The sequence below is a fragment of the Polynucleobacter nymphae genome, from assembly GCF_018882155.1.
Taxonomy (GTDB): Bacteria; Pseudomonadota; Gammaproteobacteria; order Burkholderiales; family Burkholderiaceae; genus Polynucleobacter; species Polynucleobacter nymphae.
Map to the genome: position 1 here is coordinate 232799 of NZ_JACVPA010000002.1, position 24571 is coordinate 257369.

At 45.8% G+C, this 24571-nt stretch carries 21 protein-coding genes and 1 riboswitch; of the genes, 11 read left to right on the plus strand and 10 right to left on the minus strand.

Annotated features, from left to right (window positions below; translation table 11 throughout):
* Positions 1–49: 49 nt before the first annotated feature.
* Positions 50–2185 carry a TonB-dependent receptor gene (locus ICN29_RS09695; RefSeq protein WP_216132674.1) on the minus strand — a complete coding sequence of 712 codons (2136 nt, stop codon included), beginning with the start codon at positions 2183–2185 and terminating at the stop codon, positions 50–52.
* Between the two features lie 144 nt (positions 2186–2329).
* A riboswitch (cobalamin riboswitch) is annotated at positions 2330–2544 on the minus strand.
* A 72-nt stretch (positions 2545–2616) separates the two neighbouring features.
* Here ICN29_RS09695 and ICN29_RS09700 point away from each other — a divergent pair.
* The 6 genes from ICN29_RS09700 (at position 2617) to ICN29_RS09725 (ending at position 9341) form a co-directional block, all read left to right on the plus strand.
* A complete protein-coding gene (locus tag ICN29_RS09700; protein WP_216132676.1) occupies positions 2617–3234 on the plus strand; it encodes a Crp/Fnr family transcriptional regulator in 618 nt (205 codons plus the stop codon).
* Positions 3235–3436: 202 nt separating this feature from the next.
* On the plus strand, positions 3437–5146 hold the full coding sequence (gene oxc, locus ICN29_RS09705; RefSeq protein WP_216132678.1) for an oxalyl-CoA decarboxylase: 1710 nt from the start codon (positions 3437–3439) through the stop codon (positions 5144–5146).
* Between the two features lie 84 nt (positions 5147–5230).
* Positions 5231–6481: a formyl-CoA transferase gene (frc, locus tag ICN29_RS09710; RefSeq protein ID WP_216132680.1), complete on the plus strand. Its 1251-nt coding sequence runs from the start codon at positions 5231–5233 to the stop codon at positions 6479–6481.
* Between the two features lie 108 nt (positions 6482–6589).
* Complete coding sequence (locus tag ICN29_RS09715; RefSeq protein ID WP_216132682.1) at positions 6590–7012, plus strand: PAS domain-containing protein; 423 nt, start codon at positions 6590–6592, stop codon at positions 7010–7012.
* 147 nt (positions 7013–7159) lie between these two features.
* Entirely contained in the window at positions 7160–8407 is a 1248-nt protein-coding gene (gene frc / locus ICN29_RS09720; RefSeq protein ID WP_216132684.1) for a formyl-CoA transferase, read from the plus strand.
* A 1-nt stretch (position 8408) separates the two neighbouring features.
* Positions 8409–9341 carry a methionyl-tRNA formyltransferase gene (locus tag ICN29_RS09725; RefSeq protein ID WP_216132686.1) on the plus strand — a complete coding sequence of 311 codons (933 nt, stop codon included), beginning with the start codon at positions 8409–8411 and terminating at the stop codon, positions 9339–9341.
* A 15-nt stretch (positions 9342–9356) separates the two neighbouring features.
* Here the strand turns inward: ICN29_RS09725 and panC are convergent, their stop codons facing one another.
* The 4 genes from panC to metG all read right to left on the minus strand — a co-directional run bounded on the left by panC (position 9357) and on the right by metG (position 13036).
* Positions 9357–10208, minus strand: coding sequence for a pantoate--beta-alanine ligase (panC, locus tag ICN29_RS09730; protein WP_216132688.1), 852 nt, complete (start codon positions 10206–10208; stop codon positions 9357–9359).
* On the minus strand, positions 10205–11080 hold the full coding sequence (locus ICN29_RS09735) for a segregation and condensation protein A (protein ID WP_216132690.1): 876 nt from the start codon (positions 11078–11080) through the stop codon (positions 10205–10207). Before ICN29_RS09735 ends, panC begins: the two co-directional genes overlap by 4 nt.
* A complete protein-coding gene (locus ICN29_RS09740; RefSeq protein WP_216132692.1) occupies positions 11073–11261 on the minus strand; it encodes a DUF3460 family protein in 189 nt (62 codons plus the stop codon). Before ICN29_RS09740 ends, ICN29_RS09735 begins: the two co-directional genes overlap by 8 nt.
* 104 nt (positions 11262–11365) lie before the next feature.
* On the minus strand, positions 11366–13036 hold the full coding sequence (gene metG, locus ICN29_RS09745) for a methionine--tRNA ligase (protein ID WP_216132694.1): 1671 nt from the start codon (positions 13034–13036) through the stop codon (positions 11366–11368).
* A 133-nt stretch (positions 13037–13169) separates the two neighbouring features.
* On the opposite strand from metG, the gene ICN29_RS09750 reads away from it, so the two are divergent.
* The 3 genes from ICN29_RS09750 (at position 13170) to ICN29_RS09760 (ending at position 16951) form a co-directional block, all read left to right on the plus strand.
* Complete coding sequence (locus ICN29_RS09750) at positions 13170–14009, plus strand: formate dehydrogenase accessory sulfurtransferase FdhD (protein WP_216132696.1); 840 nt, start codon at positions 13170–13172, stop codon at positions 14007–14009.
* Positions 14010–14071: 62 nt separating this feature from the next.
* Positions 14072–14638: a dCTP deaminase gene (gene dcd, locus ICN29_RS09755; RefSeq protein WP_216132698.1), complete on the plus strand. Its 567-nt coding sequence runs from the start codon at positions 14072–14074 to the stop codon at positions 14636–14638.
* A gap of 45 nt (positions 14639–14683) precedes the next feature.
* Positions 14684–16951 (plus strand): arginine/lysine/ornithine decarboxylase, encoded by a 2268-nt coding sequence (locus ICN29_RS09760; RefSeq protein ID WP_216132700.1) that lies wholly within the window; start codon positions 14684–14686, stop codon positions 16949–16951.
* A gap of 3 nt (positions 16952–16954) precedes the next feature.
* Here ICN29_RS09760 and ICN29_RS09765 read toward each other — a convergent pair whose 3' ends face one another.
* From ICN29_RS09765 to argH, 3 genes are read right to left on the minus strand one after another with little or no spacing between them, the layout of a single operon-like run.
* Positions 16955–18487, minus strand: a complete 1533-nt coding sequence (locus tag ICN29_RS09765; RefSeq protein ID WP_216132702.1) for a TRAP transporter large permease — start codon at positions 18485–18487, stop codon at positions 16955–16957.
* Positions 18484–19035 (minus strand): TRAP transporter small permease subunit, encoded by a 552-nt coding sequence (locus tag ICN29_RS09770; RefSeq protein ID WP_216132704.1) that lies wholly within the window; start codon positions 19033–19035, stop codon positions 18484–18486. The genes ICN29_RS09765 and ICN29_RS09770 overlap by 4 nt, the downstream gene beginning before the upstream one ends.
* A gap of 5 nt (positions 19036–19040) precedes the next feature.
* A complete protein-coding gene (argH, locus tag ICN29_RS09775; RefSeq protein ID WP_216132706.1) occupies positions 19041–20459 on the minus strand; it encodes an argininosuccinate lyase in 1419 nt (472 codons plus the stop codon).
* 43 nt (positions 20460–20502) lie between these two features.
* Here argH and hemC point away from each other — a divergent pair, with 43 nt between their 5' ends.
* Both hemC and ICN29_RS09785 read left to right on the plus strand, forming a co-directional pair.
* Positions 20503–21468 carry a hydroxymethylbilane synthase gene (gene hemC / locus ICN29_RS09780; RefSeq protein WP_216132708.1) on the plus strand — a complete coding sequence of 322 codons (966 nt, stop codon included), beginning with the start codon at positions 20503–20505 and terminating at the stop codon, positions 21466–21468.
* Between the two features lie 14 nt (positions 21469–21482).
* On the plus strand, positions 21483–22307 hold the full coding sequence (locus ICN29_RS09785; RefSeq protein WP_216132710.1) for a uroporphyrinogen-III synthase: 825 nt from the start codon (positions 21483–21485) through the stop codon (positions 22305–22307).
* Here ICN29_RS09785 and ICN29_RS09790 read toward each other — a convergent pair.
* Positions 22304–22885 carry a chorismate--pyruvate lyase family protein gene (locus ICN29_RS09790; RefSeq protein ID WP_216132712.1) on the minus strand — a complete coding sequence of 194 codons (582 nt, stop codon included), beginning with the start codon at positions 22883–22885 and terminating at the stop codon, positions 22304–22306. The genes ICN29_RS09785 and ICN29_RS09790 overlap by 4 nt on opposite strands.
* Before the next feature lie 2 nt (positions 22886–22887).
* Positions 22888–24438, minus strand: a complete 1551-nt coding sequence (locus ICN29_RS09795; RefSeq protein WP_216132714.1) for a DEAD/DEAH box helicase — start codon at positions 24436–24438, stop codon at positions 22888–22890.
* Positions 24439–24571 lie beyond the last annotated feature (133 nt).

Genomic DNA, 24571 nt, shown 5'->3' on the forward strand with positions numbered 1-24571 from the left:
AACCTTGTGAAAGCTCCCCTTTAATCTCTTGGTTTTAGGCTAAAAGACCTCAAAAAGTATATCTAGCTGTTAAGTAATATGTTCTTCGATCACTGGGGTAGTAGTAATAATTATTCACAAATGATCCGCTGGCGACTTGGGTGGAGGTGTAACCCCCGTAGGTGGCATATAAAGCATTACCCACGTTTTTAATTGTGAATTTAGTATCCCATCCTCCCGTTTTGTAATTTAAATACACATCGCCAACAGTGTAAGAGGGCATTAATGCGAGTGAGCTATATAAGGTGGTATTTGTCCCGGCATCGTAATGCTGTGTACTAACATAATTGACCACGCCACCAAAAGACCAACTTTGGTCGATTAAATAATTTGCTCTAGCATTTAGCAGCAAATCAGGCGTAACTGCTACAGATTGACCCATGTATGGCCCATCAGCATAGTAGGAGCGTTGAAACTTTCCACCACCTGCAATATTCAATCGATTTGTCAGATTGATAGAAGAGTCTAAAACTATGCCTCTTCGATTGATATTGTATGGAGAGTTATAGTTAGCCCCGGTTGTGGGGTTGTAGGTTATTTCATTTTGAGAAACAGAGGAGAATAGGGAGCTATTCACTTTTAGACTTTTGATCATCCAATTGCCACCAAGTTCATAGGTTTGAGCAGTTTGAGGCCTCAAGATCCCATTAAAAACTTGCGCACCGGTGGTTGGATCAGAACCCCAAAATTCATCAATGTTAGGGAAGCGATACGATTGATTCCATTTAATGTAGAGATTTTGGTTCTTTGCGTAATTGAAATTAAGCGCAGCATCCCCTGCGTTGGCAGAAAAAGTTTGATTTGCTGTCGAAGGACCATCTATTGAGCCGATGGCTGAGTAATACGTATTTGCTTGCTGTTTCTGATGTCTTGCGCCTCCAGTAAAGCTGATGCCATTCGTTATAGGTAGTTTGAGAAGGCCATACAGAGACTGATTCAATAAAGAGGCGTTTTGAACATTATTGGTTTGACCGTTAGGGTTAGTAATGTAATCATCCCGAATCATGTAACTATTTAGTTGATTTGAGCCGTACGACCCAACAGATCCTTGAGCAGCTTTATTGAACTCGTACCCTACAATCGTTGTTCCTAGAGGACCAAAATTAGCTTTGACACGAGGCGAGAGATTGAGTTGCCAGCCTGAAAGTGTGTTATTCGTGTTTGACCACACTGGTGATCCACTACTGGTATTGATGGCTGCCACAGTGTCATAAAAAGGGTAGTAATTAAACGAAGTTTTATTGGTATAGGATGTATCCAACTCTCCTATATAACCTTCAGCCAATTCCTTTGTGCCGCCAAAACGAAACCCTGTGTTGTTGACAGTATTGTTTGCTCCAATGTTCTTGAAGTAGGCTGACTGTGGGTTACCGCTCCCTACCTGTCCAATAACAGCACCAGGCAACTGTTGATTCGTATAGCCATAAATTAAGTCAATATAGAACTTATCAATGCTATTAAATTTTTGGGTTATTTTGGCATCAAAGGCGTAGGCATTTGCTGCAGAATTCTGTCGCCATCCTTGACTATTGGAGGTATTGGCCGTTAGCTGGTAAGTGGTGTCCTGATAAGTATCACGCAGAATCATATTATTAATGACAGTGTTGTAACTGCCATAACTTGTACTCGCTTGATTGAGTTTGGAAGTATTTCCATTCGTGATGATATTGATCACTCCACCAATTGCACCGTTGCCATACTGCACACTGGCACCACCTTGAAGAACCTCGATACGTTCAATTGAATCTATCGGAATGGATCCCCACATAACCGATGAAGAGTCGATTGGATTAATTCTTTGTCCATCGATCAATATTAGAGTGGTGCTACCAGCTGTCATTCCATAGCCACCCATGTCCACTGTGGCATCTAGATTGAGTTGTCCGCCTCCATTGATATTACGAACATTAAGGCCGCCAATTTGAGATAGAACATCAGGAATGTTATTTGAGGTTGAGCTGGCTATCTCATCTCGCGTAATGACTTTGACATTCGCAGGAACTTCATTGAGATTCTCTTCAAAGCGCGAACCGGTTACAACGACGGTAGATTGAGAGTTTTGTGCAAATACTAAGGATGGGTTGCTGATGGCGAATAATGCGCCGCAAAGAAGGGCGATTTTTTTCTGACTGAACTGCTGTTTCATGTGATGCTTTCTGTGATCGAATGCCTAGCTCACTTCCCCGTAAGCTGGGTCGAACAGAATTGCACGTGCAGGGGTTCAAGCGTCAATTGGGCGCAAGATCTCAGGACCAGGCGCTGTCATCGGCGCGCGAAGGTCCCCGTCCGCGAAATTCCACCTGTCTTGGCCGGTATCCGGGCTAGTAAATCTCAGAATCTGGCCTTCCCATGCGATTGACGCGCACAGTGGCTTTGTCAGATTCCTGACACCTTTCACCGAAGGAAAAGGTGCATTTACTTACCGTTGCGGGGGCAGCACACGTTTAGTGTTTCCCGTTTAACTCTATTGCACTGCAATAGAGCACCACGACACCGTAATTCTAGACTATTTTGAAGGATATTCACTTAAATTAAGGGTAAAAAAGCCTACAATAGAGAACTTAGGATTAATGATTTATGACAGCATTAGATAAGCACCCCGAAAAAAACCTGATTCGCCTTCAGTTGAGTCAAAACTCAGTCTTAAAAAGCTTGGATCAGGATGTGATGGCCGATTTGGAGCGCCATTTAGAGATCTCAGACCTCAGAAAATCAGAAATTGTGCTGCACCAAGGTGATCACCAAATGGAACAATACTTTGTTTTAGATGGGATTCTGAAGCGCATTGTGTCTAGTGCTGACGCTAAGGAAATGATCCTGCGTTTTGCCATTGAAAAAGATATTGAGACTAGCTATGCTGCTTGGCGCCTAAAGACTGCCGCCCCCTATAGCATCGCCAGTGTCACTAAGGCCCGCGTGGCCCGGATGCCTCTTAAAAAATGGGCTGAATTCCTGGAGCAGCACAAGTCTCTCAAAGAAAGCTTTGAATTTGAAGTCATGCGGCTGATGAGTGAGATCATGGCTCATACCATTACTTTGCACATGCTCGATGCCCCAGGCCGGGTAGAGCGTTTCCTGCGTAAATATGAAGACTTATTTGAGCTACTCCCCAAAAAAGAGCTAGCTTCCTACCTCAACCTCTCTCCGGAGACCTTGAGCCGCCTTAAAACAAAGCATAAAGAGCTTTTTATATAGGTTTTATGGGTTTGGGCCTCTTGAATTAGGGGGAAATTGACCGAAGTCAATGATGAACGACCACCCCAAGCCTAATATTCATCACTGCCTAAGCGGGGACTAATACCCGCAGTGCGATTAATAACTTTATTGGAGAAGCTAGCGAAAGCTAAATTGCATCAGTCCATCACCAAGTGGTGATCTGCAATTGATATTAAATTCTATGACCACAGATAATCAAAACACACAATTAACCGATGGCTTTCATCTTGTCATTGACGCTTTAAAAGCAAATGACCTCAACACCATTTTTGGTCTAGTTGGTATTCCAATTACTGACTTATGTCGTTTGGCTCAGGCAGAAGGCATCCGCTTTATTGGTTTCCGTCATGAGCAACACGCTGGTAACGCAGCTGCAATTGCTGGTTACATGACTCAGCAACCTGGTATTTGCATGACTGTTTCTGCACCAGGTTTCTTGAATGGTTTAACCGCATTGGCGAACGCTACTGTGAACTGTTTCCCAATGATTTTGATTTCTGGCTCGAGTGAGCGTGAAATCGTTGACTTACAGCAGGGTGATTACGAAGAGATGGACCAGCTCAATGCAGCTAAGCCATATTGCAAAGCTGCATACCGCATCAACCACATTGAAGATATTGGCATTGGTTTTGCTCGTGCGATTCGTGCAGCAGTTTCTGGTCGGCCAGGCGGAGTTTATTTAGACTTGCCAGCTCAGTTATTGGCCCAAACCATGCCAGTTGAAGAAGCTAAGAAATCTATCTTCAAAGTGATCGATCCAGTACCACGCCAGATTCCAGCTGCTGATGCTGTAGCACGCGCTTTAGACGTACTGAAAGGCGCTAAGCGTCCATTGATTCTGTTGGGTAAAGGCGCTGCTTATGCCCAAGCAGATAAAGAGATTCGTGACTTGATCGAAAAGTCTGGCATTCCTTACTTACCAATGTCGATGGCCAAAGGTTTGTTACCTGACAATCATCCGCAATCTGCTTCTGCAGCACGTTCATTTGTGTTGGCTGAGGCTGATGCAGTGATGTTGGTTGGCGCGCGTTTGAACTGGTTACTTGCGCACGGTAAAGGCAAGACCTGGGGTAAAGAGCCTAAGAAATTTATTCAGATTGATATTCAGGCAAATGAAGTCGATAGCAACGTGCAGATCGCTGCACCATTGATTGGCGATATTGGTTCATGTGTTAGCGAACTCTTAAAAGGCGTTGCTTCTATTCCTAAGCCAAGCGCTGAATGGATTGCAGCGATTAATGAGAAGAAAGATAAGAACACTGCGAAGATGGCAGAAACTCTTGCCAAAGAAGCAAGCCCAATGAACTTCCATGGTGCATTGCGTGCCATTCGTGATGTGATTAAGAAGAACCCAGATGTGAACTTGGTTAACGAGGGCGCAAATACACTCGACTATTGCCGCGCGATTGTCGATATGTACAAGCCGCGTAAGCGTTTTGACTCTGGCACTTGGGGCATCATGGGCATCGGCATGGGCTATGCGATTGGCGCTGCAGTTACTAGCGGTTTGCCAACAGTTGCAGTCGAGGGCGATAGCGCATTTGGTTTTAGTGGTATGGAATTAGAGACCATTTGCCGTTACAACTTACCAATCACGACGATTGTTTTCAATAACAACGGCGTATACCGTGGCACCGATAAGAATCCTACTGGTGGCACTGATGTGGCCCCAACTGTATTCATAAAAAATGCTCGTTACGACAAGATGATGGAAGCATTTGGTGGGGTAGGCTATTACGTCACCACCCCAGCAGAATTAGAAGCGGCATTAACAGAAGCGATTGCTGCTGGTAAACCGGCTCTCATCAATGCTGTTATTGATGAAACCGCAGGTACTGAAAGTGGACGTTTGACGAACTTGAACCCATCGACTGCAGCTGGAAAGAAATAAGTAGCGATTAGCAATTAAAAGTAAAAGTTAATATTTTTAGACTCAATTAAGCAATAAATAAGTAACACTCAAGGAGAAACAAACATGACTAAACCATTAGACGGTATTCGTATTATTGACTTCACCCACGTACAAGCAGGTCCTGCATGCACTCAATTATTGGGATTTTATGGAGCTGACGTGATTAAGGTTGAGCGTCCAGGTTCTGGCGACGTTACTCGTAGTCAATTACGTGATATCCCAGGCGCCGATGCTTTGTACTTCACGATGCTTAACGGTAACAAGCGTTCCTTGACGCTCGACACTAAGACTCAAGAAGGCAAGGAAGTATTAGAAAAGATGATCAAAGTTTCCGATGTAATGGTTGAGAACTTTGGACCTGGCGCTTTAGATCGTATGGGCTTCTCTTGGAAGCGCATTCAAGAACTCAATCCAAAAATGATCTTGGCATCAGTAAAAGGCTTTAGCGATGGCCACTCATATGAAGACTTAAAAGTGTATGAGAACGTTGCTCAGTGTGCTGGTGGTGCTGCTTCTACTACTGGTTTCTGGGATGGCCCTCCTACAGTTTCTGCAGCAGCTTTGGGCGACTCTAATACTGGTATGCATTTAGCAATTGGTATTCTGACCGCCTTGATGCAACGTCAAAAAACTGGCAAAGGTCAAAAAGTTTCTTGCTCAATGCAAGATGCTGTATTGAACTTATGCCGTGTGAAGTTGCGCGATCAACAGCGTTTGGACAAAATCGGTTACTTAGAAGAGTATCCACAGTACCCACACGGTTCCTTTACTGACGTAGTTCCACGCGGCGGTAACGCTGGTGGTGGCGGTCAGCCAGGTTGGGTGTTGAAGTGTAAGGGCTGGGAAACTGATCCAAACGCTTACATCTATTTCACGATTCAAGGTCACGCATGGGAGCCTATTACAACTGCTTTGGGTAAACCAGAGTGGGCAACAGATCCAGCCTATATGACTGCTGAAGCTCGTCAAGACAAGATTTTTGATATCTTCGCAGTCATTGAAGATTGGCTTAAGGATAAGACTAAGTATGAAGCTGTGGATATCCTCCGCAAGTTTGATATTCCATGTGCTCCAGTTCTCTCCATGAAAGAATTAGCTAACTCGCCTGATTTGCGTAAGAGCGGCTCAATCGTTGAGGTTGATCACAAAGTACGTGGTAAGTATTTGACTATTGGTAGCCCAATTAAGTTCTCTGATTTGGAAGTGGAAGTGAAACCATCTCCTGTATTGGGTGAGCACACTGATGAAGTGTTGGCTGACCTTGGCTACAGTGCTGATGACATCGCTAAATTGCACACAGCTAAAGCAGTTTAATAGCGAGCATTCATCGCTGATATTTGGAAGGCGCTCCTGCGGGGCGCCTTTTTTATTTTTCAGAGAGAAAAGAAAAATGACACACGCAAACTACTATAGACTGAGATTATGATTACCAATATTGATTTAAGCCAATTAGTAGAGTGCATCGGAGACGCGATCATCGTTGTCGATGCCCATGAAAAAATTGTGCTGTGGAATCCTGCTGCTACTCGTATCTTTGGTTACTCAGAAGAAGAGGCTTTGGGCAATACTTTGGATTTGATTGTTCCAGAGCGCCAACGTCATCGGCACAACGAAGGCTGCCGCAAGTCCATGGAAACAGGGATCACTCGCTATGGCTCATCATTATTAAAGGTGCCGGCTCTCCATAAGAGTGGCAGCATGCTTTCCATAGCGTTTACGGTTGGCATGCTGTTTGATGAGAATCACAAAGTTAATGGCATCGTGGCATTGATTCGGGATGAGACTGAGCGCTATGCCCAGGAGAAGACTCTCAAGCAGCGTATCTCTGACCTTGAAAGCCGCTAGCTTTAGCCTCATATAGCTCTTAGGAAGCGCTAATTGAAGGCCTAAGTAGATCTATGCCCAAAAATCGGGCAAGTGCTATTTAAGCTGATTGCCCACTGGTAGAATTGTCGAAATTTCAAAATTCTCATTTTTATTAGGACTTAAGCCATGGCAAAAGCACTAGACGGGGTCAAAATCCTCGACTTTACTCACGTTCAATCTGGACCAACCTGCACGCAGTTACTCGCTTGGTTTGGGGCAGATGTGATCAAGGTGGAAAAATCTGGCGAGGGAGATGCAACACGTGGTCAACTGCGTGACATTCCAGATGCAGATAGCTTGTATTTTACGATGCTCAACCACAATAAGCGATCGATCACCGTTAATACTAAAACTCTCAAGGGTAAAGAAATTCTGGAACGCTTGATTAAAGAGTGTGACGTCTTAGTTGAAAACTTTGCACCGGGTGCACTAGATCGTATGGGATTTTCTTGGGAACGTATTCAAGAACTCAATCCAATGATGATTATGGCTTCTGTCAAAGGTTTTGGTCCTGGTCCTTATGAAGATTGCAAAGTGTATGAGAACGTAGCGCAATGTGCTGGCGGATCTGCATCAACCACTGGTTTTGATGATGGTCCTCCGATGGTGACCAGTGCGCAAATTGGTGATAGCGGTACTGGCTTGCATTTAGCCCTCGGTATTGTGACTGCGCTGTATCAACGAACCCACTCTGGCCGCGGCCAAAAAGTATTGGCAGCCATGCAAGATGCGGTATTAAATTTATGTCGCGTGAAGTTGCGTGATCAGCAGCGTCTCGATCGCGTTGGCATCATGCAAGAGTATCCACAGTTTCCAAATGGTAAGTTCGGCGAGGCCGTGCCTCGAGCTGGTAATGCCTCTGGCGGCGGTCAGCCAGGCTGGATTGTGAAATGTAAAGGCTGGGAAACTGATCCAAACTCCTATATTTACGTGGTAGTTCAAGCCCCTGTATGGGAAGCCATTTGCAAAGTGATTGGTCGTGAAGACTGGATTACTGACGCTCGTTTTTCATCACCAATGGCGCGCTTACCCCATTTAATGGAGATCTTTGGCGAGATCGAAAAATGGACAATGACGATGAGCAAGTTTGAGGTCATGGACATCTTGAATCAGTTCGATGTTCCATGTGGCCCGATTCTATCCATGAAAGAAATTGCTGAAGAGCCTTCATTGCGTGCTACCGGTACCGTTGTCGAAGTAGATCACCCAATTCGTGGAAAGTATCTTACTGTTGGCAACCCAATTAAGATGTCCGATAGCCCAACTGAAGTGACGCGTTCACCACTCTTAGGTGAGCATACTAATGAAATTTTGAGTGAGTTGGGTTATACCAATGAAGAGTTAAAGACCTTACATCACGATAAGGTCATCTAAGATGCGAGTTGCGTTGATTGGGAGTGCGGATTTTGGTAAAGCTGCTTTAGAGGCTTTTTTAGATCGGGGCGACGAAGTGGTTGCTGTTTTTTGTCCACCCGATAATCCCAAGTCAAGTAAACCTGAGGTACTGAAAGAAGCAGCGCTTGCAAGAGGTCTAAACCTTTTACAGTTTGCCTCTTTGAAAGGTCCTGAGGCTGCTCAGGCCATGATCGATAGTCATGCTGATATCTGTGCGATGGCCTATGTGCTGCAATTTGTTCCGCAAGAGCTCTGCAAGATTCCAAAGCACGGCACGATTCAGTATCACCCATCCTTGCTACCAAAATATCGTGGCCCAAGCGCAATCAATTGGGCAATTGCATTGGGAGAAGACAAGATAGGCTTAACGATCTTCCGTCCATCAGATGGTTTAGATGAGGGTGCAGTGATTTTGCAAAAAGAAGTAGTAATTGGCCCTAATGACACCTTAGGCAAAATTTACTTCGATCACTTATTTCCAATTGGCGTGAAAGCATTACTAGAGGCAGCTGATCTAGTAGTAGCGGGCAAGCATCAAGAAATTGTGCAAGATGAATCACAGGCAAACTACGAAGGTTGGTTTGGTGTTGACGCTGCGCAGATTCATTGGGCAACCCACATTACTCAAATCTACAGCCTAATCCGAGCTTGTAACCCAGCTCCTGGAGCTTGGACGAAGTTTGGGGAGCAAAAGGTCCAGATCTACGATTGCCACAAACATGTCGCTGCTACCTTTGGCGCTGTTAGAGGTAAGCCAGGTGAAATCACGCAAATCACTTTAGATTCATTCTTCGTGGCTTGCCATGGTGGACAGATTGAAGTCCTCAAGGCCAAGGGTGCCGCAGGCAAAGTGAGTGGAGCTGACTTGGCTAAAGAATTGAGCGTAGAGGTGGGGCAGTTCTTTACCCTGTAAGAATGATCTAAGAGATTAAATCTCTAAGTTATCAATCAAGCGCGTTTTACCAATTTTGGCTGCGGTGAGAATCACCAATGACTCTCCTGCTTGCAGGCTTTCATTGGAAGCAGGCGCTAAATCACTTTGCTGTCGAATGGCGATGTAGTCTGGTTGCCAACCTCGCCCAACTAACTTCGCAACAGCTACTTTTTCAATTTCAGATAAGGTGTTGATATTGCGCGAGCCCAGTTGTAGAACCTGTTCACGAACTTCTTTTAATGCTCTTTGTAATTCAGGGGCCTCTGCACGTTCGCTTGCTGTAAGGAAGCTGTTACGAGAGGAGAGCGCTAAACCATCATCAGCGCGGATGGTTTCGCCGGGCACGATATTGACTGGCAATGCAAACTGTTTCGCCATTTGACGAATAATCATCAACTGCTGGTAATCTTTTTTTCCAAATACGGCAACCTTGGGTTGAACACAAGAAAAGAGTTTTAATACCACTGTGCAAACACCCTTAAAGAAGCCGGGGCGAAATTCACCTTCAAGGATGTCCCCAAGTTGCTGTGGTGGATCTACGCGGTATTCTTGTGGCTGAGGATAAAGATCACGCTCAGTTGGCGCAAACAAGATATACACACCTTCTTTTTCAAGCTTCTCGATATCCGCTTGCATAGTGCGTGGATAGCTATCAAAGTCTTCATTGGGGCCAAATTGTAGGCGATTGACGAAGATGCTGGCAACTACGGGGTCACCATGCTGTCTTGCCAGACGCATGAGTGATAAATGACCTTCATGCAAGTTACCCATGGTTGGTACAAATGAGGCGCGGGTTTGACCGCGCAAATGGTCGCGCAACTCCTGAATATCGCTAATAATTTTCATGCAACAGGAGTGTAGGCCAGACGCACGTAAATGGGAGCATAGGGCTCTGCTTGAGTAATTTCTATTAAAGCTTCACGTGAGAGCTCAAGCATTGCAATGAAATTGACGATCACCACTGGGACGCCTTCACCAGATTTAATTGCATCTTCAAATAGTTCACTAAACTCGATGAAACGGGTACTTTGCAGGCGACGCAAAATTCGAGTCATGAAGTCACGGACAGATAATTGTTCACGGGTGATAGTGTGGTGTTGATTGAGTTTGGCACGATGGAGAACATCACGCCAAGCCATTTGTAAATCGTCTAAATTCACTTCCGGCCAGGTAATGGCAACGGTTGTGTCCACAAAGCCATGTGCTATTTGGAAGTCACGCCCTTGTTGTGGAATTTGGTCAAGCTCTTGAGCAGCAAGCTTCATACGTTCGTACTCCAAGAGGCGACGAACCAATTCTGCACGTGGATCATCCACTTCTTCTTCGCTATCGGCCTTCTTCATCGGCAATAGCATGCGAGATTTAATTTCGATCAACATTGCTGCCATCAATAAATACTCGGCAGCAAGCTCAAGATTGGTATGGCGAATTTGATCGATATAGATCAGGTATTGATGAGTAACCTGTGCCATTGGAATATCAAGTACGTTGAAATTCTGTTTGCGAATGAGATAAAGCAAAAGATCTAGTGGACCTTCAAATGCTTCTAGAAAAACTTCTAGCGCATCTGGTGGAATATAAAGATCAGTAGGGAGCTTAAAGAGAGGTTCGCCATACAGTTTGGCGAATGCTTCCGACATCCCATCAGTTACAGATGGGGTGCTATCTAGTAAAGCGGATATTGGCTGAGTACTTGGCTCATTACCTGAATTAGTCATTCGAATAAACGTAAGCGCGTTGTTTTAATTTGGCAGCTTTAGCACGGCGCTGATCTTCAGCGCTTAATGGCTCTTTATCCCACAACAGCGCCCGACCAGCTTGTTGGTCTGCCTCGAGCTGTGGCTTCTCGGACTTGAGTTCACTTAAGAACTGGGTAAATTCAGATTGATATCTTGCCATGGTATTTCCTAAAATACTCAATAAATTCAACAACTTATAGTGTTTAATTCCAAAAGTCGTCAGGGGACTACACCCGTCATTATAGGTGCTTTTTAGGGCTATTTTTACAAGTTTGCAGCTAGCAAAGCTTCAATTTGAGGAGCTTCTACCCGGGTCATTAGATGCTTATAAGCCTTGATCGGATGCTTACTAGAAAGCGGTGCATTGATATCGCTCCAAGATTGAGAAGGGATGGAGAGGAACTCTTCTACACCTTCAGCAACTTGTGGAATAACTGGTTTGAGATAGAGGCTGAGCATGCGGAAAGCCTCTAAGGTAATGCTGCAAACTCGCTGTAAGTCGGTCTCACGAGCGGGGTCTTTAGCAATTTCCCAAGGTTTGTTTTCATCAACAAAGCCATTGATCTTGTCAGCCAAGTCCATGATGGTGCGCAAAGCTTTTGCATATTCACGTGCTTCATAAAGCGTTGCAATTTTTTCACTAGCACTAGCAATCTCTTTGAGCAATGGATGATTCATTGCTTCATCAGATACAACACCACCAAAACGCTTTACTAAAAATCCTGCGCTACGACTCGCAATATTGATGTACTTACCTAATAAATCACTATTCACCCGCGCGACAAAGTCTTGTAGATTTAAATCTAAATCTTCCATACTGTCATTGAGTTTGGTTGCGAAGTAATAGCGGAACCACTCAGGATTAAAGCCACACTCAATCACGCTGTTAGCAGAGATCAAAGTGCCGCGTGACTTACTCATCTTTTCACCATCAACCGTTAAGAAACCATGAGCAAATACATTGGTTGGTGTGCGATAGCCTGCAAATTTCAGAGTAGCGGGCCAGAAAAGAGTATGGAAATATAAAATATCTTTGCCAATGAAATGGTATTGCTCAGTGGTTGTATCGGGTTTGACCCACTCATCAAAGTTCAAGCCTTTAGCCTGGCAATAATTGAGGAAGCTGGCATAGTAGCCAATTGGGGCATCAAGCCAGACGTAGAAGTATTTGCCTGGCGCATCGGGGATCTCAAAACCAAAATAGGGGGCATCGCGAGAAATATCCCAGTCGCTCAGCTTACTTTCGCCTGGTTGGCCAACCCACTCCTTCATCTTATTGCGTGCTTCGGGCTGTAATGGCGTTTTAACTTGAGTCCACTCGCGTAAGAAGGTTTCGCAACGAGGGTCAGATAACTTAAAGAAGTAGTGATCAGAGATTTTTTTGATCGGTGTGGCACCACTCACTACTGAAACAGGATTCTTCAGATCAGTAGGCGAGTAGGTAGCACCGCATTTTTCACAGTTGTCACCATATTGATCTTTGGCACCACATTTAGGGCATTCGCCTTTAATAAAGCGATCCGGCAAGAACATTTCTTTGATGGGGTCGTAAGCTTGTTCGATAGCACGCTTTTCAATCAGGCCAGCATCCCGTAATTTCAGATAGATGCTTTGAGCAAGTTTTTCATTCTCAGGACTATCGGTGGTGTAGTAGTTGTCAAATGAAATCAGAAAGTTATCAAAGTCGCGCTTATGCTCTTTCCAAACATTGGCGATTAACTCCTTTGGAGTAATTCCTTCTTTTTCTGCACGCAACATGATTGGAGTGCCGTGGGTATCATCGGCACCAACGTAATGAACCTCATGGCCACGCATCCGTTGAAAGCGCACCCAAATATCAGTCTGCACATATTCCACCAAATGGCCAATATGGATCTGACCATTGGCATACGGTAAGGCAGAGGTGACTAGAAGGCGACGCTGGGAGCTACTCATGTAATACGGACTTAAATAAGAAGGTTAAATTAGGGGTAATACGTAATTATGCAAGCTTGTGCAGTGATTTTAGTCTGCGGTTAAAGTAAAGACCGCGAAGTCTTCAATTTTTCCTTGATTCAGAAAGTATTTCATGGTCGTAAAGCCCAATATTCAGATGTCTAGCGCCTCCGTGCCTTTGGTGCACGAGGTCGAGGTATTGGATGAGGCGGGTAGGAAGAAGTTAACCCATATCCCCGGGGAGCGCTCATTAACTATTTATTTGGATAAGCGCGAGGTTGTGACTTTAATGACCCTAGGTAGCGCTCCTGAAGCCTTGGTACTAGGTTATTTGCGTAATCAGCGTTTAGTGGAGTCTCCGGACGATATCGAGAGTATTCAGGTTGATTGGGAGACTGATTCTGCTGCCGTCAAGACTCGTCGCAGCACAGTGGATATTGATGCTTTGACGAGTAAGCGGGTCGTCACCACTGGCTGCGGTCAGGGCACTATGTTTGGTGGCTTGATGGAGGAGATATCTGCAATTGCGCTTCCAGATGGGCCTAAGCTTACTCAAGAGGCAATCGTCGCCTTAATTGATGCCATACGCGTTCATGATTCAATTTATAAGAGGTCTGGCTCGGTTCATGCCTGTGCTGTATTCGAGAGGGTGGGCGATGATGGGGTGAAGCTTCTCCACTTTATTGAAGATGTGGGACGTCATAACGCAGTGGATTCAATTTCTGGCTTGATGTGGTTGGCCAATAAATCCGGAAAGGATTTGATCTTCTTTACTACCGGGCGCCTCACTTCAGAGATGGTAATTAAGGGAGCTCAGATGGGCGTCCCTTTCCTCCTAACCCGCTCGGGAGTGACTCTTATGGGTCTAGAGCTGGCCCGTAAAACTAACCTCACCATCCTATCTCGTTGCTCCGGCAAACACTTTGAGATCTATAACGCCCCTGAGCGAGTCATTTTTACCAAAAACAGCTAATTTTTAGCACTCAGAACTCGATAAATGGTCGGTAAGGGCTACGAAGGTTTTACAATTCGGCCATGACTATTAAATCTGACCACTGGATCCGCCGCATGGGCGAACAAGGCATGATCAGCCCGTTCGAGCCTGGACAAATTCGCCAAGACGCTGCTGGCAACAAAATCGTGAGCTATGGCACCTCAAGCTATGGCTACGATATTCGTTGCGCAGACGAGTTCAAGATCTTCACGAACATCAACAGCACCATTGTTGATCCGAAGAATTTCGACGAGCAATCTTTTGTGGATTTCAGAGGTGACGTTTGTATCATCCCACCAAATTCATTTGCTTTAGCAAGAACCGTTGAGTATTTTAAGATTCCACGCAGCGTATTAACTATTTGCGTTGGCAAAAGTACCTATGCCCGTTGCGGCATTATTGTGAATGTCACCCCATTTGAGCCTGAGTGGGAAGGCTATGTCACTTTAGAGTTTTCTAACACCACACCATTACCTGCAAAGATTTATGCCGGCGAAGGATGCGCGCAAGTTCTCTTTTTTGAGAGTGATGAGATTTGCGGCACATCTTATAAAGACCGCGGTGGTAAGTATCAAGGTCAGCAGGGCGTGACCCTGCCTAAGACTTAATTTTTCCTCTACTCAAATTTGAGTTCGCGAACCTAAAGGGCAGCCATGAAATTTCGTTTCCCAATCATCATTATTGATGAGGACTTTCGCTCCGAAAATATTTCTGGTTCGGGTATTCGCGATCTTGCGGAAGCCATTGAACAAGAGGGTATGGAGGTTATTGGCTTAACTAGCTATGGTGACCTAACCTCTTTTGCACAACAAGCTTCCCGCGCATCTACTTTTATCGTTTCGATTGACGATGAAGAGTTTGACTCTGATTCTGAAGACCATGATCTTCCTGCCTTAAATAATTTGCGCGCCTTCATTACCGAAGTACGTAAGCGTAACGAAGATATTCCAATCTTCTTATATGGCGAAACTCGCACTTCACGTCATATGCCTAATGACATCTTGCGTGAATTGCATGGTTTCATTCATATGAATGAAGATACGCCAGAGTTTGTAGCGCGCCATATTATTCGCGAAGCCAAGGTTTATCTTGATTCATTGGCACCTCCATTCTTCCGTGCGCTGACGAACTACGCTTCTGAAGGTTCTTATTCTTGGCATTGCCCAGGGCACTCTGGTGGTGTTGCTTTCTTAAAGAGCCCAGTAGGCCGCATGTTTCATCAATTCTTTGGCGAGAACATGTTGCGCGCTGACGTTTGTAATGCTGTGGAAGAGTTGGGCCAACTGTTAGACCACACTGGCCCAGTACTTCAGAGTGAGCGTAATGCTGCCCGCATCTTTAGTGCAGACCATTTGTTTTTCGTAACTAATGGCACTTCTACATCAAACAAAATTGTTTGGCACTCTACTGTAGCCCCTGGTGACGTAGTGCTGGTAGACCGTAATTGCCATAAGTCTGTGATTCATTCGATTACCATGATGGGCGCGATTCCTATCTTCTTAATGCCAACCCGTAATCATCTTGGCATTATTGGGCCAATTCCGAAAGAAGAGTTTGAATGGTCCAACATTAAGAAGAAAATTGATGCTAACCCGTTCATCAAGAATAAGAATGTTGTACCCCGCGTCATGACGCTGACCCAGAGTACCTACGATGGCATTATCTATAACGTCGAAATGATCAAAGAGATGCTTGATGGCAAGGTTGACTCTTTGCACTTTGACGAAGCCTGGTTGCCGCATGCCACCTTCCATCCTTTCTATAAAGATATGCATGCGATTGGGTCTGATCGTAAGCGTACTAAGAAGAGTTTGATGTTTGCGACTCAATCTACTCATAAGCTATTAGCTGGTTTGTCACAAGCTTCGCAAGTATTGGTGCAGGATGCTGAAGAGACCAAGCTTGATCGTGATTGCTTCAATGAAGCCTATCTCATGCACACCTCTACTAGCCCACAGTACGCCATTATTGCTTCCTGTGACGTTTCTGCTGCCATGATGGAGTCGCCTGGTGGCACTACCTTGGTAGAAGAATCGATTGCTGAAGCTATGGACTTCCGTCGCGCCATGCGTGAGGTAGATGAAAAGTTTGGTTCAGATTGGTGGTTTAAGGTTTGGGGACCCGATCACTTGGCAGAAGAAGGTATTGGTGAGCGCTCTGATTGGATACTAGAGCCCAATGCAAGCTGGCATGACTTTGGTAAGTTGGCTAAAGACTTCAATATGCTTGATCCGATCAAGGCAACGGTAGTTACGCCAGGACTAGATATCGAGGGCAACTTTGGCTCCACGGGTATCCCTGCCAGTATTGTGACCAAGTATCTTGCTGAACATGGTGTGATCGTTGAGAAGTGCGGCCTATATTCCTTCTTCATTATGTTTACCATCGGCATTACTAAGGGGCGCTGGAATACCTTAGTGACAGAATTGCAGCAGTTCAAGGATCACTTCGATAAGAACGCACCTTTATGGAAAGTACTTCCTGAGTTTGTGGCTAAGCACCCACGCTATGAGCGCGTTGGGCTCAAAGATATTTGTCAGCAGATTCATGAGTTCTATAAAGGCCGTGATGTAGCACGCATGACGACCGAGATGTATACCTCAGACATGGTACCTGCGATGATGCCTTCAGAGGCTTGGGCCAAGATGGCACATAAAGAAGTCGACCGCGTGCCGCTTGATCAGTTAGAAGGGCGCGTAACGGCCATGCTAGTAACGCCATACCCACCAGGTATTCCGCTCTTGATTCCAGGCGAGCGCTTTAATAAACGGATTGTGGACTATCTGTACTTCGCAAGAGACTTTAATGAAAAGTTCCCTGGCTTTGAGACTGATATTCATGGTCTAGTTAAGGCTGATCTAGATGGTCATAGTGAATACTATGTTGATTGCGTCAGGCAAGAGCGCGATATCACGCTTTAAGTTTTATTTAACCGGCTTATCTAATTGAAACGTTACCGGAGCATCTTCATCAACCTTGTTTGAAGATGTCTCTGATTTCGAGTCTTCACCACTAGTGAAGTTGTAATCCTGGCTTTGGACTACTGCCGCAGGCTTATCTAAGAGAGTAGTGACTAGCGCAGGGAAGGCAACAACTGCTGCAACCATAATCAGTTGCAATCCAACCCATGGCAGTGCACCCCAATAGATATCACTACTCTTCACTTCTTTTGGGGCAACTCCTCTGAGATAGAAGAGTGCAAACCCAAATGGAGGATGCATAAATGAGGTTTGCATATTGACGCACAGCATGACTCCAAACCAGACGAGAGCAGCGCTAGCAGCAGCCTGCGGGTTACCGTTCATAGAGTCAAGCAGTACTGGCGAGAGAAGTTTGACTGCTACTGGTGCAAGCATGGGCACGATGATGAAAGCAATCTCAAAAAAGTCTAGAAAGAATGCCAAGAAAAAGACAAAGAGATTGACGACAATGAGAAAGCCAATCCAGCCACCTGGTAGTCCTGAGAATAGATTCTCAACCCAATGCCCACCATCTACCCCTTGGAAGATTACTGAAAAACAAGTGGAGCCAATCAGAATAAAGACCACCATAGCAGTAATGCGCATGGTGTTTTGATAAGCCTCCTGTATTAAACCTTTGAGATTTGGAATGCTAGCTCTGCGTAGCCAAGCCAATAGCAAAGCGCCCATCGCACCCATCGCGCCAGATTCCGTTGGGGTTGCAATGCCGGTCATGATAGTGCCGAGAACTAAAAAGATTAATACTGCCGATGGGATGATTCCCATGAGACATTTTTTCCAGAGCTCCCAACCCTTGAGAGTCAGATCAGTTTCTGGTACTGGAGGTAAATAGTCTGGACGGATTCGAGAGAGGATGAAGGTATAGAGTGCAAAGAGCGTAATTTGCAGTAACGAAGGCCCCCATGCGCCAAGATACATACTGCCGACATCAGCACTGCCACTTTGAGTCTTCAGTTGATCAGCTAAAACTATCAGAACCAAGGATGGCGGCACTAATTGGGTAATAGTTCCAGAAGCTGCTAGAACGCCTGTGGCATAGCGCATGTTGTAGCCGTAACGCATCATCACTGGTAAAGAAATCATCGCCATGGCAATGACTTGGGCGGCTACAGTACCCGTGATAGCACCTAGAATAAATCCCACAATGATGACTGAGTAACCTAGACCGCCGCGAACCCTGCCAAAGAGTTGACCCATCGAGTCCAGCATTTCTTCGGCAAGACCGCAGCGCTCTAGAATGGCACCCATAAAAGTAAAGAATGGAATAGCTAGCAGAAGGTCATTCGCAAGTACTCCACCAAAAATACGCTGTGGGATGGCTTGCAAAAATGGCATACCAAAAAAGCCTTCGCTGATAGCAATGACTGAGAAGAATAGACCAGCAGCCATCAGGGAAAATGCGACTGGAAAGCCAACTAACATAAAGATAATTAAGCCGCTGAACATGAGCGGTGGCATCCACTCTAATGGAATCATTGCATCGGCTTCTCGTAGTCAAGATCTTCGGCGGGCAGGATAATTTCACCTTTGAGTGCGCCAATACGTTTAATGATTTCTGATAGCCCCTGCAAGCTGAGCATAAAGAAGCCAAACGGTACTACAAATTTAATAGGGTAACGCGCTAATCCACCAGAGTTGAGTGAATGCTCCATGATCAACCAAGATGGATAGAAGAGGGTTGTCCATGAGAGCCATGTAAACAAAATGCAAGCTGGCATTAAGAACAACACTAAGCCAAATAAATCTACCCAAATACGACCACGATCAGAAAGATGTGAGTAGATTAAATCTACACGGACATGCTCATTACGTTTGAGGGTGTAGGCTGCGCCTAGCATCACTGCTGCACTAAATAAATACCATTGCAGTTCTAGGGGCCAGTTGTTGCTAATGTCTAAGCCATAGCGCAGTAAGGCATTAACTGCCGATACTATGCAGGACAGGAGAATCATGATGCCGGCAGCCTTGCCAAGCAGTTGGTTTATGCGATCAATACCCGCCGAAAGCTTGGACCAAAACCCCATGCCATCTAGAGATCTGCGCGACCCCGTTTGACTGCATTAAGCACTTGAGAAGGTGCGGTTCCTCCAGCATGTTGACGTGATTGCACAGAGCCATCAACCGTCAGCAAGGCAAAGACATCATCGCCGATGAGTTCGGGGCGATTATCAAGACCGCAAGCAAAGCGCAACTCTGAAATACTCAATTCAGTGAGCATGCAGTTTCTACCAACACAGGCTTTAACAGCATGAGCAACAGCCTCATGGGCATCGCGGAAGGCAAGGCCTTTTTTAACCAAGTAGTCAGCTAAGTCAGTTGCTGTTGAAAAACCTTCTTTAGCAGCAGCTTTCATTACATCGGCTTTGACTTCAATATGAGGAACCATGTCGGCAAAGATACGCAGCGTATCTTGAACAGTATCTACTGCATCAAATAAAGGCTCTTTATCTTCTTGGTTATCCTTGTTGTAGGCAAGAGGCTGACTCTTCATCAGCGTTAACAAAGACATGAGATCGCCATAGACACGACCAGTCTTACCCCGTGCTAATTCAGGAACATCAGGGTTCTTCTTTTGCGGCATGATGGAACTACCAGTGCAGAAGCGATCTGGTAGGTCAATAAAGCCAAAGCGCGGGCTAAGCCAGAGTACAAGCTCTTCTGAGAGGCGTGAAACGTGCATCATCAAAATCGATGCAAAGGCGCAGAACTCAATCGCAAAGTCACGATCTGATACAGCGTCTAAAGAGTTATTGCAAATACCATCAAAGCCGAGAGTTTTAGCAACTTGTTCGCGATCAATTGGGTAGCTAGTACCCGCCAAAGCAGCTGCACCTAAAGGCAGACGATTAAGACGTGCCCGCAAATCAGTCAAGCGACTTGCATCGCGACTAAACATTTCAAAGTAAGCCATCAAGTGATGACCAAAGGTAATGGGTTGTGCAACTTGCAGATGAGTATGGCCAGGCATGATCGTGCTAGCATGCTTTTCTGCTAAATCTAGTAGCGCACTGCGCAGAGTCTTTAGAGTGGCAGCGATCTCATCAACACTGCCACGCAACCACAGACGTAAATCAGTAGCCACCTGGTCATTGCGTGAGCGACCAGTATGTAAACGTTTTCCAGCATCACCCACAAGGGCAGTTAAGCGGGCTTCAATATTGAGGTGCACATCTTCTAATGCCAATTGCCATTCAAACTGGCCAGCTTCAATTTCGCTCTTAATTTGAGTCATTCCCTTCTGGATATCCGCTAAATCTTGAGCGCTGATGATCTTTTGGGCAGCCAACATCTGGGCATGGGCTAGGGACCCAGCAATATCGACCATCGCAAAGCGTTGATCAAAGCCAATAGAGGCTGTATAGCGCTGAACGAGTTCGTCCACCGGTTCGTTAAAACGGGCCGACCACGCATTGGCTTTGTTATCTAAGGAATTTTTGGGTGAGCTCATAAACACAGTATATTGTTGTACGTCTTTTATTATTTTAAATGTTATGCCCCAAACCCTGAATTCTCCCTCCCCGCTAGCCCCAAAGCGCCTAGTTATAGCCTCCCGTGAAAGTCGCCTAGCCATGTGGCAGGCAGAACACGTCCGAGATTGCCTAAAAAAGCTCTATCCAGAGTGTGATGTCCAGATTTTGGGCATGACTACCCGTGGGGACCAGATTTTGGATAAAGCCCTTTCCAAAGTGGGTGGTAAAGGTCTTTTTGTCAAGGAGCTCGAAACTGCTCTTGAGGATGGGCGTGCTGATTTGGCGGTGCACTCCCTCAAGGATGTTCCGATGGTGATGCCAGAGGGATTTGATCTTGCTTGTGTCATGGCTAGAGAAGATGCACGTGATGCATTTGTCTCGAATGACTATGCAACTCTCGAAGACTTACCTAAAGGAGCGATCGTAGGAACTTCGAGTTTGCGTCGTGAGTCAGTGCTAAGAGCAAAACTCCCGCATCTAGAAATTCATCCGCTGCGTGGAAATTTGGATACCCGTATGGGTAAGTTAGATCGTGGTGAGTATCAAGCCATCATTTTGGCTGCAGCAGGATTAAAACGCTTAGGTCTAGAAAGCCGTATTCGGGCATATCTTCCCTATGACCCATATACGCCAGCTGCTGGTCAAGGTGCTTTAGGTATTGAGACTTTAAGTAAGCATCCCAATATCAAACAATGGCTTGCACCCCTCAATGACTTGCCAACTTTATTTGCTGTTTCTGCAGAACGGATGGTGTCTCGTCAGCTCGGTGGCTCCTGTGAGGTGCCCTTGGCAGCCCATGCTGTATGGGACCAAAGCCAGATGCAAATTCGTTCTTTTGTAGCAAGTGTAGATGGCAAAGCGATTTGTATTGCTAATGGCAATGCCAGAGTGCAGTCGATTGAAGATGCAGAGGCGCTAGGACTTGCCGTTGCAAAAGATTTATTGGCACAGGGCGCAGCAGATTTAATTCCCAAAATTTCTAAATAGAAATCATAGTAACGATGAGTACTAAAACCATCGTCGTTACTAGGCCTAGTGGCCAAGCTCGCCAGTTGATTGAGATACTGATGAATAGTATTGAGCAAAGTGGGGTTGCTAAGCGCAGCCTTCCAGAAATAGTTTCACTTCCTTTACTGACAATTGTGCCCAAAACAGATGATCAATTAGCAGATCACATTGCCACGACTTTAAAAGATGCAGATCTCGCCATTTTTGTTAGTCCAAATGCCATTGAATGTGCCATGCGTTTACTAGAGCGTGACTGGCAAGAATTTTCAAAGAAGATTATTCCGATTGGGGTGATGGGTGGCAGCAGCAAGCTGGCATTACAAAACCATGGGATTGGTCAGGAGAAAAGTCCCACCCCGGTATTGATCCCCAAGAATAATGAGCATTGGGATTCAGAGGGGCTATGGCAAGAGCTGCAAGGCCTTGGCTGGGATTGGCAAAGCAAGAAGATCGTTATTTTCAAAGGTGAGGGTGGCCGAGAATGGCTGGCCGATACTTTAGTAACAGCAGGGGCAACAGTAGAGGCCATCTCTACATACACTCGCGTGCCCTTGGATCTTGATAACCCAGCTTGGCATGCGATTCGTGAAATGGACATTTCAAAATCACTTTGGCTACTCACCTCTTCTGAAGCGGTGCGTTATTTAGGTCAAGTAATGAAGGATCAATTTCCACAAGGCCTTCAAAGCGCAAGCGCCTTATGTTCACACCACAATATTGCCAATGCAGCAAAGGCGATTGGTTTCGGTGAAGTTTTTACTACTGAGGCTGGTGACGAGGCTTTAATTAAGGCTAGCCTAGCCTGGCTAATGATCTAAGTGATCTCAGTTTTTAAGAAGCTTAGTAAGGCGGGTAGGAAAATTTCATTGACCAATATTGGTCGGCCCTTTAACTGATACAGGGTACGGCGCGCCCACAAGGGTGAGCTCAATTCAGAGTAATTCTTGGAGCATCGTTTCCACAAGAGACTACTTTTATCTAAGCGCGCAATATCTCGTGGCGGTTTTGCTTTGGAGTGTTTGCGTGTTTTTGCAAACAATACGGCACCTAAAGGCTTTGTACCTAGGCGTAGAACAGCATGATTGCTGCCACTAGAGCTTAAGGTAGGAATAACACTATGTGCCATCACTACAGGAATCTTGTTTGCACATAAAAGCACTTCACGCACTCTACAGCGTCTAATTTTGAAATGGAAATAGCGACTTTCGTCGCTATTGAGTGATTGAGGGCAATCTCGCAAAACTTGAACTTCTAGTTTTTGACCAATTGCATTTTCAATTTTTTGAGTGAGTGACCCAGTATCAGTAAGCCAAGGCTGCCACTTTCGTGGCGCCCGATGAATTTCACCGGAACCGACTCGATTCCATGCAGAACGGAGACGATTACGGCGAATCATTCTTAGCTACCGCTAAAGTTCCGACGTTGACCGCCAGACTTTGGTTTAGCAAAACGTGGACCTGCAGGACGTGAGTCAGGGGAGCGTGCTGGACGTGAATCAGCAGAACGCGCAGGGCGTGAGTCAGCAGAACGTGCTGGACGTGAATCGGCTGAACGAGAATCAGTCGAACGCGCTTCAAAATGATTGCCTGAACGGTTGCCGCCGCCAGTGCCACCACCGCTACCAAAGCGCGATTCAGAACGTGCGCCTGAGCCATAACGACCGCCACCACCACCAGAATGGTTTCCGCCACCACCACCCGAGCGACCACCAGGACGACCACCGCCACCACCAAAGCTAGGCTTTGCTTGTGGCTCAAGGCCAGCAATCACTGATGCCACGATATCTTGCTGTGTGAAGCGCTCGATATTGCGAATCTTAGCGCGATCACGATGTTCAACCAAAGTGATAGCGACGCCATTACGACCGGCGCGACCAGTACGACCAATGCGGTGCGTATAGTCTTCGGGTTTCATTGGCAAGCCAAAGTTAATCACGTGACTAATGCGTGGTACATCAATACCTCGAGCCGCTACATCAGTCGCTACCAAAATCTTGGTATGACCTTTACGCAAAGACTCTAGGCGACGCATACGCACAGCTTGAGGCATTGCACCGTGAAGTGCAGTTGCTTCGTAGCCATTAGCGCGCAATGTATCAGCGATCTTTTCGCTTTCAACTTGGGTACTAGCAAACACAACCGCTTGATCTAAAGTGGCGTCAGCCAAAATGTGCTCAAGTAACTTGTGCTTGTGTGACATGCTGTCAGCCCAATGCAACTTCTGTTCAATGTTGGCATGCTTTTCACCTGCGTGAGCAAGCTCAATCCGCTTAGCATCGGTAGTCAAAGCATTAGCTAAAGACATGATCTTGGGTGCAAAGGTAGCAGAGAACATTAAAGTCTGATTGCGACCTGAACAGCGTTTATCAATCGCCTCGAGATCATCCGCAAATCCCATATCGAGCATGCGATCTGCTTCATCAATCACGAGTTGCTTAACATCATCCAAGCGAATTGCTTTGCTATCGCACAAGTCGAGTAAACGACCTGGGGTTGCAACAACTAACAAGGCACCTTTCAGAGCTTGGATTTGCTTGCCATAAGGCATGCCACCCATAACGGTTGCAATACGGATACCTTTCATGCCGCGAACTAAGTTCACTGCATCAGCGGTAACCTGTTGCGCTAATTCACGGGTAGGACAGAGCACTAATACTTTAGGTTGTGCACGGCCTGGTACAGGTGAATTGTTCGGGTTAGCATCGATGAGTTGATTAATCAAAGGCAATAAAAAGGCTGCGGTTTTACCGCTACCAGTTTGACTGCTGACCAATAAGTCACCGCCAGCTAAAGCTGCAGGAATAACCTGAGCTTGTACATCAGTGGGTTGGGTAAAGCCCAACTCAGCAACGTTTTTAAGAAGTGGCGCCGCTAGGGCGAAAGACTGGAATGTCATTCCAGGGGGCTTTGAGTCTTTCGACTCGGGTTTAGTTTCTTTAGAAAAAGTCATGCTGTTACACATCCCCTCAAAGGGATGTCTCCGTATGTTGCACCCATGGTTTTATAGGGTGCGATGGTCAAAGGCATCGACCATCAGGCAGGCGGCAGCGTTGTTTGGTTTATGACTTCTAAACTAGTCGCTG

What these genes read in the sequence shown, in the direction of transcription:
- ICN29_RS09695 (WP_216132674.1), bottom strand. Translation starts at nt 2,185, where the DNA reads ATGAAACAGCAGTTCAGTCAGAAAAAAATCGCCCTTCTTTGCGGCGCA.
- ICN29_RS09700 (WP_216132676.1), top strand. Translation starts at nt 2,617, where the DNA reads ATGACAGCATTAGATAAGCACCCCGAAAAAAACCTGATTCGCCTTCAG.
- oxc (WP_216132678.1), top strand. Translation starts at nt 3,437, where the DNA reads ATGACCACAGATAATCAAAACACACAATTAACCGATGGCTTTCATCTT.
- frc (WP_216132680.1), top strand. Translation starts at nt 5,231, where the DNA reads ATGACTAAACCATTAGACGGTATTCGTATTATTGACTTCACCCACGTA.
- ICN29_RS09715 (WP_216132682.1), top strand. Translation starts at nt 6,590, where the DNA reads ATGATTACCAATATTGATTTAAGCCAATTAGTAGAGTGCATCGGAGAC.
- frc (WP_216132684.1), top strand. Translation starts at nt 7,160, where the DNA reads ATGGCAAAAGCACTAGACGGGGTCAAAATCCTCGACTTTACTCACGTT.
- ICN29_RS09725 (WP_216132686.1), top strand. Translation starts at nt 8,409, where the DNA reads ATGCGAGTTGCGTTGATTGGGAGTGCGGATTTTGGTAAAGCTGCTTTA.
- panC (WP_216132688.1), bottom strand. Translation starts at nt 10,208, where the DNA reads ATGAAAATTATTAGCGATATTCAGGAGTTGCGCGACCATTTGCGCGGT.
- ICN29_RS09735 (WP_216132690.1), bottom strand. Translation starts at nt 11,080, where the DNA reads ATGACTAATTCAGGTAATGAGCCAAGTACTCAGCCAATATCCGCTTTA.
- ICN29_RS09740 (WP_216132692.1), bottom strand. Translation starts at nt 11,261, where the DNA reads ATGGCAAGATATCAATCTGAATTTACCCAGTTCTTAAGTGAACTCAAG.
- metG (WP_216132694.1), bottom strand. Translation starts at nt 13,036, where the DNA reads ATGAGTAGCTCCCAGCGTCGCCTTCTAGTCACCTCTGCCTTACCGTAT.
- ICN29_RS09750 (WP_216132696.1), top strand. Translation starts at nt 13,170, where the DNA reads ATGGTCGTAAAGCCCAATATTCAGATGTCTAGCGCCTCCGTGCCTTTG.
- dcd (WP_216132698.1), top strand. Translation starts at nt 14,072, where the DNA reads ATGACTATTAAATCTGACCACTGGATCCGCCGCATGGGCGAACAAGGC.
- ICN29_RS09760 (WP_216132700.1), top strand. Translation starts at nt 14,684, where the DNA reads ATGAAATTTCGTTTCCCAATCATCATTATTGATGAGGACTTTCGCTCC.
- ICN29_RS09765 (WP_216132702.1), bottom strand. Translation starts at nt 18,487, where the DNA reads ATGATTCCATTAGAGTGGATGCCACCGCTCATGTTCAGCGGCTTAATT.
- ICN29_RS09770 (WP_216132704.1), bottom strand. Translation starts at nt 19,035, where the DNA reads ATGGGGTTTTGGTCCAAGCTTTCGGCGGGTATTGATCGCATAAACCAA.
- argH (WP_216132706.1), bottom strand. Translation starts at nt 20,459, where the DNA reads ATGAGCTCACCCAAAAATTCCTTAGATAACAAAGCCAATGCGTGGTCG.
- hemC (WP_216132708.1), top strand. Translation starts at nt 20,503, where the DNA reads ATGCCCCAAACCCTGAATTCTCCCTCCCCGCTAGCCCCAAAGCGCCTA.
- ICN29_RS09785 (WP_216132710.1), top strand. Translation starts at nt 21,483, where the DNA reads ATGAGTACTAAAACCATCGTCGTTACTAGGCCTAGTGGCCAAGCTCGC.
- ICN29_RS09790 (WP_216132712.1), bottom strand. Translation starts at nt 22,885, where the DNA reads ATGATTCGCCGTAATCGTCTCCGTTCTGCATGGAATCGAGTCGGTTCC.
- ICN29_RS09795 (WP_216132714.1), bottom strand. Translation starts at nt 24,438, where the DNA reads ATGACTTTTTCTAAAGAAACTAAACCCGAGTCGAAAGACTCAAAGCCC.